This is a genomic window from Hyphomonas polymorpha PS728 (assembly GCF_000685315.1).
Taxonomy (GTDB): Bacteria; Pseudomonadota; Alphaproteobacteria; order Caulobacterales; family Hyphomonadaceae; genus Hyphomonas; species Hyphomonas polymorpha.
The window spans coordinates 1-530 of the sequence record NZ_ARYM01000066.1 but is presented as its reverse complement, the minus strand read 5'-3'; the positions used below and the strand labels follow the sequence as shown (position 1 = coordinate 530).

The following is a 530-nucleotide window of genomic DNA, read 5'->3' as shown; positions in this document are numbered from 1 at the left end:
TCGGCGCGCGTCACGCTCTTGATTTCACCGGACTCGGTGAGTTTCTGTAGGCCGCCAACCTCGCCGATCTGAAGCCGGTTAACCGGCCGGAAGTCTGCCGCCGTGGTCTGACGGCTGATCAGTTTCAGCGGGCTTTGTGCGATTTCATAAGCCGCGCGAAGCGTCCGGTTGCCGGTCGCCGTGAGCAGGTTCGGGAAGTCGGACGTGGTATGCATCGCCCGTTCCAGAATGGCTTCGCGGCTCATGCCGGTGAGCGAGACGCCACGGGCCATGAGAATCGCGCGGGCATCGTCTGCCAGCGTGTGGCCCATATACTGACGGGCTTGCTCGGCAGGCGTGGCGCCCGTGATGCGAGCGAACAGAGCATCGGCCAGGTTGCGCGTCAGCACTTCCGGACTATCCGTCTGAGGGCTGGCAACGCGGACGGTTGCTTGACGGGCTTGCATGGCTTCGAGGGCGGCCGCGCGGGCCGTCTCGATAGTTGCTTCCGCGTCAATCAGCTGGTTTGCCCAGGCGGCATCAAGGCCGGA

Annotated in this window: 1 pseudogene; it reads right to left on the bottom strand. The window is 64.5% G+C overall.

Going from position 1 to position 530, the window contains the following annotated elements:
• A pseudogene (locus tag HPO_RS20785) lies at positions 1 to 530 on the bottom strand (prohead protease/major capsid protein fusion protein); the annotation flags it as partial.